Source organism: Rhodoferax sp. OV413, from assembly GCF_945881795.1.
GTDB lineage: Bacteria > Pseudomonadota > Gammaproteobacteria > Burkholderiales > Burkholderiaceae_C > Allorhodoferax.
This window is the reverse complement of record NZ_CAMCVG010000050.1, coordinates 1-17,585: the sequence shown is the minus strand read 5'-3', so window position 1 is coordinate 17,585 and position 17,585 is coordinate 1. Positions and strand designations below refer to the sequence as shown.

The window sequence follows — 17,585 nt, the reverse complement described above, 5'->3', positions numbered from 1 at the left end:
TGGCCACTCAGCAATCGTAGGTTTTGACGGTCGTAGCCAGGGCGAGTGTGGAACAGAAGAGATGGGTATCCAATACGCTGAACTGTCGACCAGCCTGATCCGGGACGCGCGCAAAAATCAGCAGTCGAACAACCATCTGTACAAGTTGGTGCATCGTGGCTATACCGGAAAAATAAACTCCGGCGAAGATGCAAACGGGGTTGCCGCATGTCCATTTGAGTTTTACGGTAAGTGGGTGAACGACCCTGAAGGGGCGCAGAAGATGGTCGAGGCCATCACAAGATCGACCCCCGGAACAGCTGAATGTCCAATTGATGGAATTCCGAACCAGGCGACTCAGCACCGCTGAAGACTCCACTGTTCAAGTCAGGATGGCCATCCCATTAAGGGCGGCCGTCTTTAAACATTGGAGTACGTAATTGAACCCCAACCTAGATAGCTTCAGGCTCACAGACGAGCCATTTTACCGGCCTTGCGGGAATGAGGTTGCTCTGTATGAGCACGCATATGCACACAGAATGCCTTTGATCCTGAAGGGGCCAACAGGTTGTGGGAAAACGCGCTTTGTTGAATATATGGCGTGGAAATTAAAGAGGCCTTTAGTCACCTTGGCCTGCAACGAAGATATGACCGCTTCGGACCTTATCGGGCGCTATTTGCTCGATGCCCAAGGCACAGCGTGGCATGACGGACCACTGACTCTGGCCGTTCGCTACGGTGGCATCTGCTATTTGGACGAAGTGGTCGAGGCCAGGCAGGATACAACTGTCGTCATTCATCCGTTGACCGATTCGCGCCGGGTTTTGCCGCTCGATAAGAAAGGGGAAGTGGTGCATGCCCACCCTGATTTCCAACTTGTCGTGTCATACAACCCCGGATATCAAAGCCGCTCAAAGGACCTGAAGGCCTCCACACGGCAGCGCTTTGCTGCACTTAAATTTGATTATCCTGATGAGGCTACTGAGGCGGATATCGTAGCCCATGAGGCGTCTGTCACTTTAGATGTTGCAAATCGCTTGGTGGGCATCGCGCAGCGCTCTCGCACACTAAAAAATCACGGATTGGATGAAGGCATTTCTACCCGGATGTTAATTTATGCGGGCATATTAATCGGTTCAGGCGTGAGTCCGCGTGAGAGCTGTGATATGACAATGACTCGGTCTCTAACCGATGATCCGGATATGGAAGCCGCTCTGCGTAGCTTCATCGAAGCGTATTTCGAAGATTAGCAGTGGCTGTTCTTGTTAACGAGAAAAAACACCCCCCGGCGATACCATGGGCGGACAAAATTGCGCGTTGGCAGGAAAAACATCATAAACATATTGCGGATCCGGTTGAAAAGAAATTGCCGGAACACAGCACAAAGCAGGGCGCTGAAAGCGCCCCGACACTTTTGGCTTGGTTTGATGAATTGAACGAGACAGATTCGACTTGCGCAATGGCGGTGTTCGATCGAATGGAGTCATTGTTGTCAAAGGTCGGTATTGAGGGCTTAGGGCGCTGGATATTGACTGGGCTTCGTATGTATCCCAGCGAGCGGGAAAGCCGACGCTCCTACTTTAGCCTTGAGGACCGATTTAGTGTGGAGGCATTGCATGGGGAGGCCTCTGCCAAGTCCTTATCGCAGTCAATTCCTTCACTCACGCTGTTATTACATGGACTTTTGGGCCGGGAGATCGGGCTTCAAACAAGGCGTCAAAGTGTATTAGAGGCAATGCCCCTTCGTCCGGTATTGACGTCAAGCCATTTGCTTTTGCCAGACGATTACACCGCGCTTGATGGACCTGACCGATATCGTCTTTACCGGGCTGCCGTTGCCCACGCTGTAGCCCATCTTCGCTTCTCCACGGCGAGCAGGCCTACCCTAACCTTAAAACCCATGTCAATTGCTGTGGTTTCGGCGATAGAGGATGCGCGTGTGGAGATGCTTCTCGCGCGGGAGTACCCAGGAGTTAAAAGTTGGTTTCTCGAGTTTTTGCGCCGCAGTGTAAAACCGACCGACTTAGGGTTTTCTGCGCTGATGGGTCGAATGAATCTGGCGATTATGGATCCGACTTATGAAGACGACAATTACTGGGTGAACAAAGCACGTCAGGGGTTTGAGGCGCATGCAAAGAATTTGACGGACTACGCAGCTTTTCGCAGTCTGGCTTCCATATTAGCCAATGACCTTGGACAAATGCGTGTGCCTTTTCGTGCCCAACGTTATTTAGTTCCTGAGTCCTACCGTGACGATAACTCGTTTCTTTGGGACTTCGGCGAGTTGAGTGATGAGCCCGAGGATTCGTTAGAGTTGCAGGTCAAGGCGCCTCAGGTACAGGACGTGGCTTCTGACAACGGTCTAACGGAAACCACATCGGCGGAAATTGAGCTTGGCCGTGACACTTACCCTGAATGGGACTCACAGTTGTCGCAAATGCGCACCGATTGGTGCACCGTGATCGACAAAAGACCCAATACACATACCCGTACAAGCTTCGGAAGTCTGGAGACATTGGGCGTGCTGTTGGCCCCACTGAAACGCTCGAAGCGGTTTAGTCGGCGACAACGTCTGAGGCGCCAATGGGAGGGGGACGATATCGACCTCAACGCAGCAATTGAAGCGGTCATTGATCAGCGCCTGCAACTTTCACCTGATCTTCGGTTATTCCTTCGCGCGGGATACGAAGAGTTGCATTCGAGCATCCTGGTTCTATTAGACTTATCAGAATCCACCAACGACTATCCCGATGGCAGCGCACACTCCATTCTTGATGTTGAGAAGAAAGCTGCGGTATTGCTTGCAAATGCAGTGAGGCATAGCGGCGATCGAATCGCTGTACATGGCTTTTCCTCGAATACACGGGCTGAAGTTAATTACTACCACCTGCTTGAATTTGGTGCGCCGTTAGATGAGGCCGCCTTGGCAACAATCCAGTCGGTTTCAGGTCGCTATTCAACACGCATGGGTGCCGCACTTCGTCGTGCTACTGCATGTTTATCTCATGAGCCGTTTGAGCACCGCGCCATAGTGGTAATTACCGATGGTGCTCCTGCTGACATTGATGTGGTCAAGTCCGGATATCTGATTGAGGACGCCTGCTCGGCCGTTCAAGAGGCAAGTCGCTTGGGAGTGAAAACCTTTTGTGTGGCCCTGGACAGACAAGCCGACCCCTACGTGAGGAGAATTTTTGGTTGGAGTAATTACCGCATCGTGGATGATCCGCAGACGTTGCCGACACAACTGTCAAGCTTATACAGTCGGTTGGCGACACTTTGAAACCCAGACAGGTAAGATTCGACGTCATGCTTCCTTGTAACTTATATCAACAGTCCCCGATGGGAAAGGACCAGAAAAGTGGCCATTAAGGACCCCATCCGGGTAGGTGTGCTGTTCTCCGACACCGGCGTTACTTCAACAATTGGTCATTCACAGCTACAAGGTACTTTGCTGGCTATTGAAGAGATAAATGAAAGTGGCGGGATAGCAGGCAGGGAGATTGTTCCGCATTGCTACGATGCCAAATCTTCGCCTGAGATATACGCTGCGCTGGCCGAACGGCTTATCGTTCACGACAAGGTCAATGTAATTTTTGGCTGCTACATGTCGAGTAGCCGAAAGGCCGTGCTACCTATTGTTGAAAAATGGAACAAGATTTTGTTCTATCCGACACTGTATGAGGGCTTTGAGTTTTCGAACAACATTATTTATACCGGCGCTGCTCCAAACCAAAACAGTGTGCAGTTGGCAGAATTCATGACTGCGAATTTTGGGGCCAGGGTGTATCTGATTGGATCCAAATATATTTACCCCTATGAGTCAAACCGCATCATGCGTGATCTGGTTCTGCAGCGTCCTCACAGTGCCAAACTTGGAGAGCATTACGTGGACCTTGACGCATCGATCAAGGACTTCCAGCCGATCATGGAAGATATAAAAGCCTCGCGACCAGATTTTATTTTTTCCACGGTAGTTGGTGACTCGACAACCAAGCTCTACCAAGCCTATGCGGAGGCAGGATTTAGCCCTAAGACGATGCCCATCGCAAGTTTAACGACGTCGGAAGCCGAGGTGTCGCAGATGGGCGTGGATGTCGCTTTAGGGCATTTCACGGCGGCACCGTATTTTCAATCAATTAGTTCGGAGACCAACTTGCGGTGTCTTCAGCGTCTGCAAAAGCGTTTTGGTTCTGACTGTGTCCCCAATATGTGTTGGGAGGCTGCTTATTTTCAGGTACATATTTACGCCAATTCATTTCGTAGCGCGGGCGTAGACGATATCGGCCAAATCATGCCCTACATTTTGGGGAGCGATTTTGACGCGCCCCAGGGTCGCGTTCGGATTGATACAGCGAACCACCATACGTCTCTCTATCCCCGCATCGGAATCTGTAACTCGAAAGGGCAGTTCACCATTGTCCGGGAGGCAACTAAGCCGGTTCACCCCGACCCGTATATGGTTACCCATTCGCTTGGCGACTGGACCGCATCCCTAAGCACGTTGGAGCTTTGAGTTGGATAATGGAACCCATCGACGCACGGCGCGGACCACGCCGCCGCTATTAAAGGACTTACGAACGCTCCGAGTCGCAGTCTTTCATCCTGACGATGCTGATGGAAGGCAGTTGATTCAGCAATTACAGCGAATCGGCTGCCAGGTGCAGGCTTTCTGGCCACCGTTGCCCTCGTTGCCTATTGGCATTGACGTTGTTTTCTTGGCTGTTCGGCCTGAGAGTGTGGACACGGAACTTGAATGGCTTCAGGGGGAGGATGTACCGACGGTGATAGCTGTCGTGACTTATGAAAATCCTACGATCGTGGAGGCCGTATTGAGAATTAGGGCGCAGGGTATTTTGCCAAGCCCAATTCGCTCGTTTGGATTACTGTCCACGTTGGTGCTGGCACGCTGGGTACATCAGGATATGAAAGGCCAGACCCGACGTATTCGCAAACTGGAATTCAAAATTCTCGGAATAAGACAAATTGCCGAAGCCAAGAGCATATTGATGAGGACTCGCAACATCACAGGTGATGCAGCTTATGACCTCATCCGAGATCAAGCGATGAGCAAGCGCGTGACTACCGAAGAGATCGCTGCGGCTATCGTCAGTGCAAACGAAATCATGTCTATTGGCCTAATTCCCGACAAAACCGCTACTTCTCAGATTGACTTGGACGTCAAGAATTAGATATCTCAATCAGATTGAAAAATCATTCATCGCTTGCCTGCACCATTCATCGGTTTCCCCGGCGCAGATCTTGACATACGCGCGGATGCCCTCGAGTTTCTTCCTGAACGGCACCGCCCAAATCACTGGAAGTCTGGCGCGCAGCAGGAAACGGAAAGAAAAAAAATGCCCTGCTACCGATAAGATAGCAGGGCACTCTGTAGCCATAGGGCTTTTTTGGCTCCTCGACCTGGGCTCGAACCAGGGACCTACGGATTAACAGTCCGGCGCTCTACCGACTGAGCTATCGAGGAATGAAGCCTCAGATTATAGCGTCCAAATTTCTGAAACTTGGACTCCGGCCTACTTTTTTGACCGCCTCGAAAGCTTTACCGGTCAGTGCCGCCGCCCAGAAGCTTGTGCAGGCGCGGGCTGGTGGTGGTGTACTGAAGGTGGACCTCTTTGCCGGGCGCAATGAGCGGCATGGCGCCGAAGGCTGCCAGTGTGGCCTCGTGGAAACCACAAAGAATGAGTTTGCGTTTGCCGGGGTAGGTGTTGATGTCGCCTACAGCAAAAATGCCCGGAATTTCGCTCTGAAAATTCTCCGTGTTGACCGGCACCTGCTTGCGCTCCAGCGCCCAGCCCCAGCCGGCGATAGGGCCCATCTTGGGTGAGACGCCCAAGCGCACCAACACATGATCGGCCGGCAACGTGATGCTCGTGCCGTCTGCGGTGAGCAGTTGCAGGCCGCTCAGGCGGGTGCCTTGCGTCTCGCACCCGGTGACTTGGCCGGCGATAACGCGGATGTCGCCGGATGCGCGGGCGGCTTCTAGCGCGGCCAGCGTCGGCGGCTCGCCACCAAAAACATCACGCCGGTGCACTAGCGTCACACGCGCGGGCTTTGACGCATGGGTGGAAGATTGCGCCAGCGCCAGTGCGGCAAGCACTGCGGACTCGTCCCCTCCGAGCACGACCAGTTGCGCGCCGGCCGAGGCACTTTCGCCCAACGGCGCGTCGTGCACATAGTGCACCTGGGTGCCTTCAAAAGCCTCCCACCCGGGTACCGCCGGTTTGCGCGGCACAAACGCGCCCACGCCTGCAGCCACAAACAGTGTTTTGGTAATAAAGCGCAGGCCCTTGGTCGTGGTCAGTTGCAGGCGCCCGTCAGTCAGGCGGGTGACGGACTCTACGGCTTGAGAGAAATGCATCTGCGGCCGCATAGGCGCAATTTGCTGCAGCAGGCTGTTTGTGAGCCCGCAGCCTGTGGTGGCCGGAACGCCCGGGATGTCGTAGATGGGCTTGTCGGCGTAGAGCTCTATGCATTGGCCGCCGGCGTAGGGCAGGGCGTCGATGACGTGGGCCTGAACCTCGTGGAGTCCGAGCTGGAAGACTTGGAACAGGCCCACCGGCCCCGCACCGATGACGACGGCATCAGCTTCAATCACGGAGTCGGCCATGCCGCGGGAGGGTGGGAGGCAGGTGGTGGACAGGGGGCCGTTAACGGACGAGCTGAGACAGCTTGCCGGTCTTTTCTTTCCAGTCGTCGGCGTCGGGCAGGGGGGACTTGCGCTTGGTGATGCTCTTCCAGCTGGGCAGGCGGGCGAGTTCGGCGTTGAGCGCAATCATGTGCTGCTGGTCTTTGGGGGCGTCTTCTTCGGCGTAAATCGCGTTGACCGGGCACTCGGGGATGCAGACTGCGCAGTCGATGCATTCGTCGGGGTCAATGGTCAGGAAATTGGGGCCTTCGCGGAAGCAGTCCACGGGGCACACGTCCACGCAGTCGGTGTATTTGCATTGGATACAGGCTTCGGTGACGATGTGTGTCATGTTGTTCGTGAGCGTTGGGTAAAGGGTTGGCCAGACAAAGCGACAAGGGCCAAGCCTTTGATTTTATTGGGTTTCATGGGGGCCCCTCTCGCAAGGGGCCTCTTCTTTGCGGTGCTTTAACGCAGCATAAGCGCGCCCGAGGTCTTGTGGCTGGCGGTGTCCACCAAAATCAGCGAACCCAACACGCGGCTTAGCGCGTAGGGCAGGGCAGTAATGGGCTCTTGCAGGGCCAGTTCGATATGACCGATGGCGTTGGGCGCAATCTCGGTGGCGTCGTGTTCGGCCAGGGTGTTGATGTCCAAGCTGTGCACGATGCGCTTGACCTTGGCTTTGACCCAGCGGTGTCCGTGCAGCGCGAGGTACACCCGGCCCGCGACCAGGGGCTCGTCGTCCATCCAGGCGACGGTGGCGCTGATGTCGCGACTGGCTCGTACAAAGGCGCGGGGCCTGGCCGCATCTGCGGAGTCATCGGCAAAGTCGTCTTCCACTGCGGCGGCCAATCCGTCCTCGGGCGAGGCGGAAGTGGAGGGGGTGGCCTGCGCCAACAACCAGTCGCCGCGCGACACATCGACTTCACGGTCCAGCGTGATGCCTGCGCCTTGGCCCGCAGTGATGCTGCCGGGGACGCGTGCGTGGTTCACCACCTGCGCCACCACCGCGGTCTGGCCGCTAGGGTGGATGCTCACCGCGTCGCCTACCTGTACCGCGCCGGTCGCCACCCGGCCCCAGAACACGCGGCGGCCCTGGCTGGTGTCGGCGGAATGGTGGAATTTTTCGACCCACTGCACTGGAAACGCAAAGGGTTGGTTGGTTTCGGCAGCGGTGACCGGTAGCGTTTCCAAAAGCGCCAGCAGGCTGGGGCCTTGGTTGCCGCACCAGCCGGGCGTGGCTTCCACCACGTTGTGGCCCTTGAGGGCGGATATGGGGATGGTGGCGGTTACCGCAATGCCGGCCTGATAGGCAAACGTGTGGAGCGCTTCGCTGATTTTGCCGAAGGCGGCTGTCGCGTCGTTGCCCAGAGCGTCGAGCTTGTTGACGGCAAAAATGATGCCGGGCACGCGCAGCAGGTTCACCAGCAGGCTGTGGCGGCGGGTTTGGGGCAGCAGGTCGACCAAGCCTTCCACCTTCCAGTTCAGCTTGGTGGCGTCGACCAGCACCACGGCCGCGTGGGCGCTGCTGGCGGCGGTGACCATGTTGCGGGTGTATTGCTCGTGGCCGGGCGCGTCGCCGATGATGAACTTGCGGGTGGGCGTGGCGAAGTAGCGGTAGGCCACGTCGATGGTGATGCCCTGTTCGCGCTCGGCGCTCAGCCCGTCGGTGAACAAGGCCAGGTCGGCCTCGCCGCTCTTGGATACGTTGGCCAGCTGGTCTTGCAGCACCGCTTTGCTGTCCACCAACAGGCGACCGATCAGGGTGCTCTTGCCGTCATCCACGCTGCCGCAGGTGATGAAGCGCAATGCGCTCGAGGTGTCTATTTCGGTGCCAAATGGCCCGGAAGTACCCGCAGATATTGGGGTAGCAGCTATCGTATTGGTAGCATTCATCAAAAGTACCCGTCTTTTTTGCGCTTCTCCATGGAAGCCTCGGAAGTCTTGTCGTCCATGCGGGTGGCGCCGCGTTCGCTCACGTCGGCTTGCAGGGTCTCGATGACGATGTCGGCGGCGGTGGCTGCCAGGCTCTCGACCGGGCAGGTGCAGGTGATGTCGCCCACGGTGCGAAAGCGCACGTCGCGGGTCTCGACCGTTTCGCCGTCTTTGGGCGGGGTCAGGTCTGTCACCGGAACGAGCAGGCCCTTGCGCTCCACCACATTGCGCTTGTGCGTGTAGTACAGGCTTGGCAGTGCGATTTTTTCGCGCTCGATGTACTGCCACACGTCGAGCTCGGTCCAGTTGCTGATGGGGAACACGCGAAAGTGTTCGCCGGGCTGCAGGCGGGTGTTGAACAGGGTCCAGAGTTCGGGCCGCTGCGCCTTGGGCTGCCACTGGCCGAAGCTGTCGCGGTGGCTGAAGATGCGCTCTTTGGCGCGGGCCTTTTCTTCATCGCGGCGGGCGCCGCCTATCAGCGCATCAAAGCGGAACTCGTCGATGGCTTCGAGCAAGGTCACCGACTGATGCACATTGCGGGACTCGCCGGGGTGGGCCAGGCGCACGGTGCCGCGGGCCATGGAGTCTTCCACACTGCGAACGATGAGCTCGGCGCCCAGCTCTTGGGCGCGCATATCGCGGAAATCGGTCACCTCGTGGAAGTTGTGGCCGGTGTCGATCATCAGCAGGGGGTAGGGGATGCGGCCGCTGCCACCGGGACTCGTGGGCCCACCGAAGGCTTTTTCGGCGCACTTGAGCATGACCAGCGAGTCTTTGCCGCCGGAGAACAGCAAGGCGGGACGCTCAAAAGCGGCGGCCACCTCGCGCAGGATGAAAATGGTTTCTTCCTCCAGCGCATTGAGGTGCAGGTTGGATAGGCGCTCAAAATGGGTCGGTTCGGTCATGGCGTTCATGCGTTGGCACCAGGCTGGGGTTCGGCGGAATGTTCTGCGGTTTTGACATGCAGGCCGCATTCCTTGGCGGCGCCACCGTCCAGGGCGGCTTCCCACCACCAGCGGCCGGAGCGGAAGTCTTCGCCCAGGCTCACCGCGCGGGTGCAGGGCTCGCAGCCGATGCTGGGGTAGAACTGGTCGTGCAGGGCGTTGTAGTCGAGCCCGTGGGTCTGGATGTAGTGCCACACGTCGCCCCAGGTCCAGTTGGCCAAGGGGTTGATCTTCACCCGCGGCTCCGAGGTGTCCACCAGCGGCACATCGGCGCGCGCGCCGCTTTGCTCGCGGCGCAGGCCGGTGATCCAGGCGTCTTTGCCTTGAAGCGCTCGTTCCAGCGGCTCCATCTTGCGGATGCCGCAGCAGGCCTTGCGCAGAGCCATGCTTTTGTACATCGCGTCTTTGCCTTCGCGCGTCACGAACTGCACCACCGACTCCGCCACCGGTTGGTACACGCTGACAGGCGCGCGGCTGGACGCCTTGAAGCGCTCAAGCAGGGCCAATGTCTCCGGGTGCAGCGCGCCGGTTTCGAGCACAAAGATGCCGATATCGAGCTTCAGGCTGTTGATGAGGTGACTGATGACCACGTCTTCGGCGCCGAGGCTGGAAGCCTGGGTGACGGTTGCAACGCCCTTGCTAACACCGCCCGGACCGTTGTCACCGGGTGCCGCAGCATATTGCGCCGCCGCCTGGGCAAGCACGCCCTGGGCCTCGGCGAGTTTGATGATGTATTCGCCGCTGGGCGCCGCGTTGCGGGCCATGGCGCTGCCGGCGGGCTGAACCTGCGGGACGAAGCGCTGGCTGAGGGTAGACGCCTGCGCGCTCATGCGGCCTGGCCCGCGCGGGGCGCGCTGCTCTCGCTACCCCGGGCAAAGTGCGGCTGCACCGTGACCGCGTCGCCTTGGTAGAAGGCGCGGTAGCGGTCGAACTGGACTTGCGCGAACGCCAGATTCTGGTCGGCGCGCAGCACCGCCACGTCAAAACCGGTGCGCTCCATTTGCACCAGCTGGTCGATCAGCACGTCACCGGTGGCGCGCAGCTCGCCGGCAAAGCCCAACCGGCGGCGCAGCAAGAACGCCTGGCTGTAGGCGCGGCCGTCGGTGAACTTGGGAAAGCTCAGGTCAATGCGGGACACGCCGCTCAAGTCCAGCGTGCGGGGGTCTTCGGTGTTGGCGATTTCAAGGACTTTTCCGTCGCTCGCGCCCGTGTGGTGTGCGTCAGCAGCTATCAATTTCATAGTCATTCTTTCTTCCCGGGCCGGGCTCAGGCTTCCTGCGCGTCTTTGGCGTAGCCGGCGGATTTGGGCAGGGCGTTCAGCTCTTCGTGCTTGTCGGCCAGGCGGGCGCTGTTGGCGGCGGCCTTAAAAACATCGAAACCCACGCGCTTTACGCAGTCGATGAACGTTTCGCGGCCCGTGCGGTGCTGGCGGAAGGCGTCGAGCACGGCCTCAATCACGCCGGGAACCTCCAGCGCGGTGAACGAGGGGCCGACCACCTTGCCCGGCACGGCGTCGCCGCTCAGGGCCGAACCGTCGGAGCCTGCCAGCGACACCTGGTACCACTCCTTGCCGTCTTTGTCGACGCCCAGAATGCCGATGTGGCCGCTGTGGTGGTGTCCGCAGGAGTTGATGCAGCCGCTGATGTGGAGGTCAATCTCGCCCAGGTCGTGCAGTTCGTCCATGTCCTGGTAGCGCTCGGTGATGGCGGCGGCAATCGGGATCGAACGGGCATTGGCCAGTGCGCAGAAGTCGCCGCCGGGGCAGGCAATCATGTCGGTCAGCAGGCGCACGTTGCTGCGCGCCAGGCCCGCGTGGCTGGCTGCCACCCAGAGGGCGGGCAGGTCTTCGGCGCGAACCCAGGGCAGCAGAAGGTTCTGGTCGTGCGTCACGCGCACCTCGCCGGCGCTGAACTCATCGGCCAGCGCCGCAGCGGTGTCGAGCTGGTCAGCGTCGGCGTCGCCGGGGGCCTGGCCCAGCCGCTTGTACGACAGAGTCACGGCGCGCAGGCCGGGGTCTTGGTGCGCCGCCACGTTTTGCTGCAACCAGCGCTCGTAGTCCTGCCGGCGATCGGTGGGAACAGTGGTTTCTGCTACGTTTTTCGTAGCTGCTGGCGCACGTGTGGTAAGCGCCGGCGGCACAAAACATGCTGAAACCCGGTCCAGCTCGGCCTGGGTGATGGTGTGCGGCGCGCCGTCACGGGTGATGATTTGCTGGTACTCGTCTTCCACCTCATCGATGTAGCGCTGGCCCTCAGCCTTCACCAGAATCTTGATGCGGGCCTTGTACAGGTTGTCGCGGCGGCCCCAGCGGTTGTAAACGCGCACCACGGCCTCGAGGTAATTCATGATCTGGTTCCACGGCAGGAACTCGCGCACCACCGTGCCAATTACCGGAGTGCGGCCCATGCCGCCGCCCACCAGCACCCGAAAGCCCAACTCGCCGGCTTCGTTTTTCACCATATGCAGGCCCACGTCGTGCCAGCGAGTGGCTGCGCGGTCGTGGGTTGCGCCGGTGATGGCGATTTTGAACTTGCGCGGCAAAAACGCGAACTCGGGGTGCAGGGTGCTCCACTGGCGCAGGATTTCGGCAAACGGGCGCGGGTCGGCAATCTCGTCGGGCGCAACGCCGGCCAGCTCGTCGCTGGTGATGTTGCGGATGCAGTTGCCGCTGGTCTGGATGCCGTGCATGTTGACGGTGGCCAGCAGGTCCATCACGTCGGCGCTCTTGTCCAGAGGGATCCAGTTGAACTGCACGTTCTGGCGGGTGGTGAAGTGGCCGTAGCCCACCGGCAGGTGGGTGGTGCCCCAGGTGGCTTGGGTGCCGATGGCCTTGTCAAACACTTCTTTGCTGGGGTGGTCGTATTCGCGGGCAATCCGCGCCAGCACCCGCAGTTGGGCGCTGGAGAGCTCGCCGTAGGGCACGGCCACGCGCAACATGGGCGCGTAACGCTGGATGTACCAGCCGTTTTGCAGGCGAAGGGGGCGAAACGCTTCGTCGCTCAGCGTGCCGGCCTGGTTGCGCTCGAGCTGGTCGCGGTGCTGGGCCGCGCGGGCACGGATGAACTGGCGGTCAAATTCGGTGTATTGGTACATAGACAGAGCTCAGCGGAGTACGAAGGAAAGGGTGCGGATTCGGGGTAACAGGGGCGCGCCCACAACGGAGCTGTTGCGCCAAATTTCGCATTGAGAGACTGTAGAAGGTTTGCCTTAGATTCAAAACGACTTTTTGGCTATGTTGGTATGTGCTTGCGATATATAAAGCGCGCCTACAGAACCACAACGCCAGGCAGGGGCGGGCAGTGCAACACCCGCAGCAAGGCAGGTTCGCCGCCCCCGAGCCGGCCGGCCGGGGGCATGGCCGCAGATTACAGCCAGTCGGACATCAGCGTGGATTCAATCAGCGCCAAAGCTGCGTCCGCTTGCAGTTGCAGGCAGGCGGTGGTTTCGGGCATCTCGTCGCCCCAGCCGGGTTGGGGGTAGAAGATGTTCTTGCGGCGCATCATGGTCTGGCCGTTGCCCGGACCATCCAGCGCAACGCGGATGCGGCCGTTTTGGGTTTCAAACAGCTCGGGGTTGGTGAGCGCCACAAAGGCCAGCACGTCGTGGCCGAAGCAGCCGTGAATCTTGGCCACATGGGGGTAGAGGCCGCTGTAAAAGTCGGAATAAAAACTCACCGCGTGGTGCAGGGTGTCGGTTGCCACGTGGCGATGGTGGTCCGCTACCTTTTTGAACAGGGCGAGCGGCACGATCAGCTGGTGCGTCACGTCCAGTCCCACCATGGTCAGCTTCCAGCCGGCGGTAAATACAAAGTCCGCAGAGTGCGGGTCGTTCCAGATGTTGGCCTCGGCCACCGGCGACACATTGCCAGGCTCCATGACCGTGCCGCCCATGATGATGACTTCCTGCAGCAGCTGCGGCAGCTTGGGCTCGAGCTTCAAGGCGGTGGCCAGGTTACCCAGTGGCCCCACCGCCACCAGCGTGATTTCACCGGGGTAGGCGCGCGCCATGTCGACGATGAACTGGGCCGAGGGGCGGGGGTCCAGGGTGCTGGTGGTGGCTACGCGGGAAGGCAGGTTGCCCAGGCCATCCGCCCCGTGAATGAAGTCGGGCGGCGTGCCGGGTGCCTTGAGCCAAGGTGTCTTGACACCCAGAGTCACCAGGATGTTGCGGCCAGCGATTTCGGTGAGGTACAGCCCATTGATGGCAGCTTGCTCCACGGTTACGTTGCCGAAGGTGGTGGTAATGCCGACCACCTCGATGCGGGGGTGGGCAAGCGCGTAGTACAGCGCCATTGCGTCGTCAACGCCGGGATCTGTGTCGTAAATTACTTTGCGTGCGGGGGTGTTGCTCATGGTGGGTTCCGTTGGTTCAGGGAGTGCGAAATCAAATGTGGGTGGCGCTAAGCAGGGCCTGTACGTCCGCAAATGCGGGAATGCTGGACTGCGCGCCGGCACGGGTGCAGGCCAGCGCGCTGGCGGCGCTGGCAAAACGCAAGGCCTGCTGCAGCGTCTGGCCTTGGCTGAGTTGCGCCACCAGGCTGCCGCAAAACGTGTCGCCGGCGCCTGTGGTGTCCACAGGGGTGATGGAAAAAGCACCTTGCTCCAGCATGCCGTCCGCATGGCGCGCCACGCTGCCGCGGTGGCCGAGTGTGACCACCACCGTTGGCACGCTGATGCGTTCCAGGCATTGGGCCAGAGTGCCGTCGTGACCGGCTACTACTGCCAGCTCGCCTTCATTGACGATGAGTACATCCACGAGGGATAACAACTCCGATGGCAGATCGCGGGCGGGCGCGGCGTTGAGCACCACACTCACTCCCTGCGCGCGGGCGGCTCGGGCATAGGCGGTTACGGTGTTAATTGGTGTTTCCAGTTGGAGGAGCAGGTGGCTAAAGCCGGCCAGCGTCGGCAGGTGCTCGGGGCGCAGCCCGCCGTTCGCACCGGGGGCGACGGTGATCGCGTTTTCGGCATCGTCAGACACGCAAATGAAGGCGGTTCCGGTGGGCAAATGGGGCATACGCACCACATGCATCTGCACCCCCGCCGCTTGCAAAGACTGTTCCAGCGGCCCGGCAAAGGGGTCCTGTCCCAGGCCCAGCAGCATGTGGGTGGTGGCACCCCCGGCACGCGCGCAGGCCACCGCCTGGTTGGCGCCCTTGCCTCCGGGAAAGGTCTGAAATTCCCGCCCCAGCACCGTCTCGCCCGGGGCCGGAATGTGATGCGCGCGGACCACAAAGTCCAGATTGGCAGAGCCGGCCACAAGAATCATGAGTAGCAATGTTGGGTTGCGAAGCGACGTATTTTGACCGCGAATTGAAACACCGCCGTCCGGCACGGAGGGGCCTTTGCTGGAGGGCTCAAATGCTGTCGCTCTCCGGCTCGCGCGGAGTGCGGCGTTTGCGCAGGCGCTGGGAGTCGAAGCTGCGGGCCAGGCTGGACTCTACGGGCCAGGGCTCTTGGCCGATGCGCGCGGCAATCAGCTCGGCGCCCAAGGCGGAAAACGTCAGGCCCCGTGCGCCCATGCCCACATGCATCCACAAGCCGTTGCGGCCCTCTGCGTCCACCGGGCCGGCCAGCGGAAGGCGGTCGTGGGTGACGCAGCGGGTGCCGGACCAGTGCTGCGCAGCATCAGCGTGAAACTGAGGCGCGAGCTCGGCTGCGACCTCTGGCAACAAGCCCTGCAGCCGCTGTAAGTTGCCGGCCAACTGGTCGGGTAGCGGGGCCAGCTGGTGAGTGCGAAGGGACTCAACCGTGGGCGTCTCGTCGGGCTCGAAGCTTGAGCCAGCCAGCCACCAGCGGGCATTGCCGGGCGCTGAGCGCTTGTCGCTTGCAGACGCATCGGAGTGGTCCGCAAGCATGTCAAGGGGATGGGAGACGGGTGGTTGCCCGGGGATGCCCGGAATGAAACATCCATGGCCGTTGTGCGGCACGGCGTCTCTCATAGGGCCGGGCGTGGATGGCATGTGCCCCAGGCTTGCAGTGCCGTGCACAGCCCGCAGGTCCGACAGGGTCAAGGTCAGCGTGGATGCGCGGTGCGGGGCCAGCGCTTCGCTGCTCAAAAGGTCCCGCGCCGCATAGGCATTGGCAAAGATGACCACGTCAGCCTCCTCCACAACGTGTGCATCGGGACCTAGCACCCGCCATCCGCTTGGCGCTTTGTGCAGCGCGGCAACAAGCGTTCCGGTTTGCAGCGCAATGCCGGGGTGTGCCAGCCAAGCCCTTACCAATGCGGCGGGCCGGACCCAGCCGGCCTGCTCGTGCAGGCGCTCCTGCCCGTCATCAGGGCCGTGCTCGCCTCCACCGGAAACCAGGTGTTCGCGCACGCCACTCAAGGCCCAATCGTGGCCTTCGCGCAGCAGCATAGACGTGTGTTGAAGCATCAGCCGCGCCCCGACCCGGGACAGGCGAGAGCGGGGGCTGTCGTCCGCGGAGATATGTGGCACTACCAGGCCCACCGGCAGGCCCGAAGCGCCGCCCGCAGGCTGAGGGGCAGCGTCCAGCACCGTCACCCGCCAACCGCGCCGCGCCATGGCATACGCCACGCTGGCGCCCGAAATACCCGCCCCCACCACGCAGCAACGGCGCAGCGTGCTGTTTGGCTGAACGAGTCCCGACGCGCAAACCAGTGTGGACGGCGGCTCCTTGGCGCCCAACGACCATGCGGGGTTGAAGGTGGCGCACAGGGTGCCGGAAGCGGAGTCGCGCTGCACATCTACAAAGCCGGCCTCGCGAAGCGCGTCCAGCGAGGATGCAAGGTATTCAGCGTCTGCTACGTCTCCCTCGTATGAAGCGGTTGAGGGGGGAGAGACCTGTGAGGTGGGCGTGTCGGTTGCTGTGAGTGATTCGGCTGGATGAGGCGTGTAAGCCTCCACAACCAGAACCGCGCCGCGGGCGCATACCCGCGCCAGCGCCTTGGCAGCATGTTTGTCGAGCACTGGTACGGCAGGGCTAATCCAAACCGTGTTGGCATACAGCCGGTGGTCCGCCAAAAGGCCTGTGAATTCGCCAATGCAAAGGGTCACCGAGACCTGGCCTCCTTCGAGCAGGATGCGGTGAATGCCCGGACTGCGTTGGGCTGCTGCCTGTTGTAACGCGGCTAAGAATCGCGCGTTATCGCTGGATTCTTTCATGCCGTCTTTACCGCCGCCTTCATCGCCGCGTTCGCTGCCGGGGGAGAAAAGCACGACAGAGGGCGCCTTGCCGAAGTAAAACTCGTAGTCGTGAAGCGAGATATGCCCCACGTAATGCAGCATCTGCGGACGCTGCGGGTCGGCCTTCCAGGCCTGCCACGCCTCCGTCAGGCCTTCGCCGGCACCGAATCGGGTGTCCAAAATCGTCCAGCCGGCGCGTCCAGCCCAGGCCCGGGGCAAGCCGCTGCGGGCCGGCCGCTCGCGCGCCGCCAGTGCGGGCTGCACCTCAGGCGGTGGGGGGGACGTAGCCTTGGGCCGCGTCGGCGCCATCGCCGAAGAAGTGGTTTTCCATCTGGCGGGCCAGGTACTGGCGGGCGCGGGCGTCGGCCAGGTTCAGGCGGTTTTCGTTGACCAGCATGGTCTGGTGCTTGAGCCAGGCGGCCCAAGCTTCTTTGCTCACGCTTTCCCAGATGCGCTTGCCCAATTCACCGGGGTAGGGCGCAAAATCAAGGCCATCGGCCTTTTTGCCCAGCTTGATACAGTTAACGGTGCGTGCCATGGGAAAACCTCTTGTTCGGGTGGTGAGAAATGCGAAGCCCGAATCTTATTCGCTTCCGCGTTGGCCCCTGCGGCGCGCGGCCCATTGAAAAGGACATGATGTTGGAACTGCTTTTGACCCGTCTGGACCGCGCGCCGCGACGCGCTTTCGCCATGGTGGCGCTGGTGTGTGCGGCCATGTTGGCCTTTGGGATGTATCTACAGCACGTGGTGGGGCTGGAGCCATGCCCGATGTGCATTGTGCAGCGCTACGCTCTTGTTTTGATAGCTGTTTGCGCAGCACTGACGGGCGCTAGCGGCCGAAAAGGCCTGCAAATCACGGGCTCGGTAGTGCTCTTGGTTCTGGCGCTGGCCGGCGCCTATGTGGCGGCGAGGCAGAGCTGGCTGCAGTGGTACC

17 protein-coding genes, 1 tRNA gene and 1 pseudogene are annotated in these 17,585 nt (G+C 60.4%); 6 read left to right on the top strand and 13 right to left on the bottom strand.

Features of this window, described 5'->3' with window-relative positions; genetic code table 11:
- The 5 genes and pseudogenes from amiE to Q0O05_RS07730 all read left to right on the top strand — a co-directional run.
- Positions 1-349, top strand: a pseudogene (gene amiE / locus Q0O05_RS07750) (aliphatic amidase); the annotation flags it as partial.
- Positions 350-419: 70 nt separating this feature from the next.
- Positions 420-1,229, top strand: coding sequence for a CbbQ/NirQ/NorQ/GpvN family protein (locus Q0O05_RS07745; RefSeq protein WP_293661820.1), 810 nt, complete (start codon positions 420-422; stop codon positions 1,227-1,229).
- Between the two features lie 2 nt (positions 1,230-1,231).
- Complete coding sequence (locus tag Q0O05_RS07740; protein ID WP_293661818.1) at positions 1,232-3,259, top strand: nitric oxide reductase activation protein NorD; 2,028 nt, start codon at positions 1,232-1,234, stop codon at positions 3,257-3,259.
- A 78-nt stretch (positions 3,260-3,337) separates the two neighbouring features.
- Positions 3,338-4,492, top strand: a complete 1,155-nt coding sequence (locus Q0O05_RS07735; RefSeq protein ID WP_293661816.1) for a transporter substrate-binding domain-containing protein — start codon at positions 3,338-3,340, stop codon at positions 4,490-4,492.
- Position 4,493: 1 nt separating this feature from the next.
- A complete protein-coding gene (locus tag Q0O05_RS07730; RefSeq protein WP_293661814.1) occupies positions 4,494-5,168 on the top strand; it encodes an ANTAR domain-containing protein in 675 nt (224 codons plus the stop codon).
- A 9-nt stretch (positions 5,169-5,177) separates the two neighbouring features.
- Here Q0O05_RS07730 and Q0O05_RS07725 read toward each other — a convergent pair whose 3' ends face one another.
- From Q0O05_RS07725 to Q0O05_RS07665, 13 genes are all read right to left on the bottom strand, one after another.
- Positions 5,178-5,375 (bottom strand): hypothetical protein, encoded by a 198-nt coding sequence (locus Q0O05_RS07725; protein ID WP_293661813.1) that lies wholly within the window; start codon positions 5,373-5,375, stop codon positions 5,178-5,180.
- Positions 5,376-5,385: 10 nt separating this feature from the next.
- Positions 5,386-5,461, bottom strand: a tRNA-Asn gene (locus Q0O05_RS07720).
- 75 nt (positions 5,462-5,536) lie between these two features.
- On the bottom strand, positions 5,537-6,604 hold the full coding sequence (locus tag Q0O05_RS07715; protein ID WP_293661811.1) for an NAD(P)/FAD-dependent oxidoreductase: 1,068 nt from the start codon (positions 6,602-6,604) through the stop codon (positions 5,537-5,539).
- Positions 6,605-6,644: 40 nt separating this feature from the next.
- Entirely contained in the window at positions 6,645-6,974 is a 330-nt protein-coding gene (gene fdxA / locus Q0O05_RS07710; protein ID WP_293661809.1) for a ferredoxin FdxA, read from the bottom strand.
- A 116-nt stretch (positions 6,975-7,090) separates the two neighbouring features.
- Complete coding sequence (locus Q0O05_RS07705) at positions 7,091-8,518, bottom strand: GTP-binding protein (protein ID WP_293661807.1); 1,428 nt, start codon at positions 8,516-8,518, stop codon at positions 7,091-7,093.
- Positions 8,518-9,471, bottom strand: a complete 954-nt coding sequence (cysD, locus tag Q0O05_RS07700) for a sulfate adenylyltransferase subunit CysD (protein ID WP_293661805.1) — start codon at positions 9,469-9,471, stop codon at positions 8,518-8,520. Before cysD ends, Q0O05_RS07705 begins: the two co-directional genes overlap by 1 nt.
- Positions 9,468-10,265: a phosphoadenylyl-sulfate reductase gene (locus Q0O05_RS07695; protein ID WP_293661822.1), complete on the bottom strand. Its 798-nt coding sequence runs from the start codon at positions 10,263-10,265 to the stop codon at positions 9,468-9,470. Before Q0O05_RS07695 ends, cysD begins: the two co-directional genes overlap by 4 nt.
- 62 nt (positions 10,266-10,327) lie before the next feature.
- Positions 10,328-10,741 (bottom strand): DUF934 domain-containing protein, encoded by a 414-nt coding sequence (locus tag Q0O05_RS07690; RefSeq protein ID WP_293661803.1) that lies wholly within the window; start codon positions 10,739-10,741, stop codon positions 10,328-10,330.
- A 26-nt stretch (positions 10,742-10,767) separates the two neighbouring features.
- Positions 10,768-12,594 (bottom strand): nitrite/sulfite reductase, encoded by a 1,827-nt coding sequence (locus Q0O05_RS07685; protein WP_293661801.1) that lies wholly within the window; start codon positions 12,592-12,594, stop codon positions 10,768-10,770.
- A gap of 272 nt (positions 12,595-12,866) precedes the next feature.
- On the bottom strand, positions 12,867-13,853 hold the full coding sequence (locus tag Q0O05_RS07680; protein WP_293661799.1) for a nucleoside hydrolase: 987 nt from the start codon (positions 13,851-13,853) through the stop codon (positions 12,867-12,869).
- Positions 13,854-13,884: 31 nt separating this feature from the next.
- Entirely contained in the window at positions 13,885-14,769 is an 885-nt protein-coding gene (locus Q0O05_RS07675) for a ribokinase (protein ID WP_293661797.1), read from the bottom strand.
- Between the two features lie 88 nt (positions 14,770-14,857).
- A complete protein-coding gene (locus Q0O05_RS07670) occupies positions 14,858-16,915 on the bottom strand; it encodes an FAD-dependent oxidoreductase (RefSeq protein ID WP_293661795.1) in 2,058 nt (685 codons plus the stop codon).
- Position 16,916: 1 nt separating this feature from the next.
- Positions 16,917-17,189: an oxidative damage protection protein gene (locus Q0O05_RS07665; RefSeq protein WP_293661793.1), complete on the bottom strand. Its 273-nt coding sequence runs from the start codon at positions 17,187-17,189 to the stop codon at positions 16,917-16,919.
- 95 nt (positions 17,190-17,284) lie between these two features.
- Here Q0O05_RS07665 and Q0O05_RS07660 point away from each other — a divergent pair.
- A partial coding sequence (locus tag Q0O05_RS07660) for a disulfide bond formation protein B (RefSeq protein ID WP_293661792.1) occupies positions 17,285-17,585 on the top strand: 301 nt, incomplete at its 3' end.